The 3,279-nt window shown below is 59.0% G+C and carries 6 protein-coding genes; 2 read left to right on the plus strand and 4 right to left on the minus strand.

Features of this window, described 5'->3' with window-relative positions:
• Positions 1–1,191: heavy metal translocating P-type ATPase (locus tag EO133_RS10280; RefSeq protein WP_127072272.1), on the plus strand; the 1,191-nt coding region annotated here is incomplete at its 5' end.
• A gap of 94 nt (positions 1,192–1,285) precedes the next feature.
• Here the strand turns inward: EO133_RS10280 and copM are convergent.
• Both copM and EO133_RS10290 read right to left on the minus strand, forming a co-directional pair.
• Positions 1,286–1,777, minus strand: coding sequence for a CopM family metallochaperone (gene copM, locus EO133_RS10285; RefSeq protein WP_127072565.1), 492 nt, complete (start codon positions 1,775–1,777; stop codon positions 1,286–1,288).
• 34 nt (positions 1,778–1,811) lie between these two features.
• Positions 1,812–2,159, minus strand: coding sequence for a hypothetical protein (locus tag EO133_RS10290; RefSeq protein ID WP_127072566.1), 348 nt, complete (start codon positions 2,157–2,159; stop codon positions 1,812–1,814).
• 191 nt (positions 2,160–2,350) lie between these two features.
• Here EO133_RS10290 and EO133_RS10295 point away from each other — a divergent pair, with 191 nt between their 5' ends.
• Positions 2,351–2,797, plus strand: a complete 447-nt coding sequence (locus EO133_RS10295) for a DUF305 domain-containing protein (protein WP_127072269.1) — start codon at positions 2,351–2,353, stop codon at positions 2,795–2,797.
• 14 nt (positions 2,798–2,811) lie between these two features.
• On the opposite strand, the gene EO133_RS10300 is transcribed toward EO133_RS10295, so the two are convergent.
• Together EO133_RS10300 and EO133_RS20245 are read right to left on the minus strand one after the other, a co-directional pair.
• Positions 2,812–3,009 (minus strand): heavy-metal-associated domain-containing protein, encoded by a 198-nt coding sequence (locus tag EO133_RS10300; protein WP_127071962.1) that lies wholly within the window; start codon positions 3,007–3,009, stop codon positions 2,812–2,814.
• Between the two features lie 53 nt (positions 3,010–3,062).
• Positions 3,063–3,279 (minus strand): hypothetical protein (locus EO133_RS20245; protein WP_206513488.1); only part of this gene is annotated, 217 nt, incomplete at its 5' end.

Here is a 3,279-nt window from a genome sequence, read left to right on the forward strand (position 1 = left end):
CTGCTCACTATCGTCGCCATAGTTGCCGGTGGAGCAACCCTGCTCGCATGGTCCCTGCTCGGTGCCGAGATTGACTTTACGGTGACCCGCATGGTCACGGTTTTGGTCATTGCCTGTCCCCACGCCCTTGGGCTGGCGGTTCCACTGGTAACGGCTATTTCGACGACCCTCGGTGCTCAAAATGGCTTGCTCATACGTGACCGGCGCGGCCTTGAAGAGGCGCGTAATCTCGACACGGTCGTATTCGACAAGACCGGAACCTTGACGCTTGGGGCCCATCGGGTCGTTGAAATCGTCGCCGCACAGGGCCAAGATCCGGACGTGGCATTGTCGCTCGCGGCCGCCGTAGAACGCGATTCCGAGCATCCCATCGCGCAGGCACTGCTCAAAAGCGCCGAGGATAAGGGCATCGGGCTACCTCCATCCTCTGATTTTCAGTCAGCAGCTGGCAAGGGGGTCGAAGCGCTTGTGGAGGGCCGCCGGTTCGCTGTCGGAGGACCGGCCCTGCTGCGCGAACGCGAAGTCACCCTTGACCAGAACATGGAGAATGCGAGCCGTCGCATTGGTGATAACGGGCAGGCGGCAATCTACCTTTTGGAGGGCGACCTCGTCCTGGCCGTGTTTGCGATCGCCGATCAGGTACGCCCGGAGTCCAGGGCGGCCGTAGCCAAGCTGCAGTCGATGGGTATCGAGGTCATAATCCTGACGGGTGACTCCGAGGCCGTGGCCCGATCTGTGGGTCGTGACCTTGGGATCGAAACAGTCTTTTCCGGCGTGTTGCCCGATCAGAAATCGGACAAGATCAAAGAGCTGCAGGCCCAGGGCAAGCGCGTCGCCATGGTGGGCGATGGCGTCAATGATGCTCCGGCGCTTGTCACCGCCGATGTCGGTGTCGCCATGGGGGCGGGAACAGATGTGGCCGTAGAAGCGGGCGACGTGGTGCTTGTGCGTTCAGACCCCCGGGATATTGCCCGCATCGTAACTCTGAGCCGCGCGACCTACCGCAAGATGATCCAGAACCTCTGGTGGGCCGCCGGATACAACATCGTTGCCATCCCGCTGGCCGCGGGCGTGCTCTATTGGGCCGGCATCGTCCTCGCGCCAGCGGTAGGCGCGGTGCTAATGTCGGCAAGCACGGTGATCGTTGCAGTCAACGCCCAATTGCTTAGACGGCTCGATATGGCGCGGTAACCATTTCAGGGTTCCAACGACTGGAAACATGAGAGCTGATCAAGAACACAGCGAATGATGACCGCGCGGTACGAACCGCGCGGTCACGTATTTTTTAGTTGGCGTTTTCGGCTAACCAGGTGGTCATCTGCTCGATCTCGGCGACCTGAGCATCGATGATCTCTTCAGCGAGTGTCCGCATCTGCGGGTCGTCGCCATGATCGAGCAACACCTGCGCCATGTCGATGGCACCCTGATGATGAGCGATCATACCGCACGCGAAGGCCACATCGGCGTCTTCGTTCATCATACCTTCGTGCATGGCGGGCATGGTGATCATCATTTTGGCCATGTTCTCCTGGACATGCTTGGGCATGGCCTCGAGGTTCATGTCCATCCCCATCATGCCCATCATCGCCGAGCCCATGCCGCCATCTTGATTGCCGTGCATGCTGCCATGGCCCATGGACGAACGATCCATATTGCCCATCCCGGTAGAGGATGTGCACTGTTCGGGCAACTGGAATTCGCCCCCCTGCGCGAGAGCGGGGACGGAGAGAGTAGTGGCTGCAAGGGCGGCCATGAGCGCTGTATTTGCGAAGTTCATCGGAATTCTCCTGGTGAATCTGGTTTATATTCGATCAGACCAGGAGGATGCGTGGAGGAGGAACTGCAACATCTGGTGGGCCGCCGAAGGCGTGGGCACCGATGGTGTCTGTTGTCTTGCCGCCCGGAACCGTGAACAAAATGCCGAAGGGCTCGATTGACAGGCCGGGATGACAATGTGTCATCATGCAGCAATCGATGCCGCAATGCTCACAAGGAAATTGGGCGTCGGCCATGTCACCCATGTCAGAACCAAGATGTGCCGGACTATGGTGCAGCCGCTCGGCCCCGATGCCGTGCAGTTGAGGATGATGGTCCAAAGCGCTCACGCCAAGCGGAAGCAAAGCCAGCGAAACGGCAAGTGCGAGCAGTGCTGCAATCATTGACTGTGCTGTCCGACCGGCAAGCGTCAACAAACGACCTCTTTGGCACACGTCATGTTTGGAACCGTCATCGAACCGAACATTTCCCCAAAGTGTGGCGGTTTCGAGGACGAGAACGCACCCGTCGGGCGCGATCGAGCGGACTGAACGATCAGACAGCAGACCAAACCCGCCGGAAGAAAGGATCGATAATGAGCAAATATCTGCGCTTTGCCGCCATGATCGCGACATCCACGGTGATGATGTATGGCCTTATGTATCTTAACACCTATGCCTTCGAGCACGTCTACTGGAGCGAGACCCGCGCCTACATGGCGCTGATCATGGGCGCGACGATGACCATCGTGATGATGGTCTTTATGATGGGAATGTACGACCGCAAGGGCATCAACGCCGCGATCTTTGCCGCTGCCGCCATCACATTTGCGGGTTCTCTCTATATGGTGCGCTCGCAGGCCAGTGTTGATCAAGTCGACTGGATGAAAGCGATGATCCCACATCATTCCATTGCCATCCTGACGAGCGAGAGGGCCGAATTGACCGACCCGCGAGTCCGTGAGCTTGCTGACGAAATCATTGAGGCGCAACGGAGCGAGATCGATCAGATGAAGACCCTCATTGCCGAACTCGAACATTGAACCCCCCGCGATGGCTATGCCGCACGCCGCGGCGGATAGCCTACATCATCAAGTATGGTCGCAATGGCGATCTCATCAGCCCTTGAGGTGACGCGCTCCAACTTGGCTCCGAGATCGATATCGGCCATGGCGTCAGGATCGACCGCTTGAATGGCTTTGGTGACGCTCTTGGCGTAGCCGCCGCAGGTCATGGTGTCGATGTGAAACCGCATGTGTCTCTCCACGATGGACTACAGGACCTGCGCGCCCTGCGTTGGAAAACCCGCTACGCCTTGACACGGGCGGAACGCAGATGGCTGAGGCCAAGAACCAGAAGTGGCACCAGAACGGACGCTGGCAACAGTGCAAGCTTGAATGTGGTGACTGGGCCGAGCACGGCGGCGAGCGCGGCTGGAGGCGTGGGGAGGCCTGCTATCAAGATGTAGATCATGGCGTTTTCGACCATGTCAGCTGCAAACCAGACCAGCGGCAGCGCGTAGAGT

The organism is Pelagibacterium lentulum (genome assembly GCF_003992625.1).
Lineage (GTDB): Bacteria > Pseudomonadota > Alphaproteobacteria > Rhizobiales > Devosiaceae > Pelagibacterium > Pelagibacterium lentulum.

Excerpts from the sequence above, each read along its gene's own strand:
- copM (WP_127072565.1), bottom strand. The coding sequence starts at position 1,777 with ATGAACTTCGCAAATACAGCGCTCATGGCCGCCCTTGCAGCCACTACT.
- EO133_RS10290 (WP_127072566.1), bottom strand. The coding sequence starts at position 2,159 with ATGATTGCAGCACTGCTCGCACTTGCCGTTTCGCTGGCTTTGCTTCCG.
- EO133_RS10295 (WP_127072269.1), top strand. The coding sequence starts at position 2,351 with ATGAGCAAATATCTGCGCTTTGCCGCCATGATCGCGACATCCACGGTG.
- EO133_RS10300 (WP_127071962.1), bottom strand. The coding sequence starts at position 3,009 with ATGCGGTTTCACATCGACACCATGACCTGCGGCGGCTACGCCAAGAGC.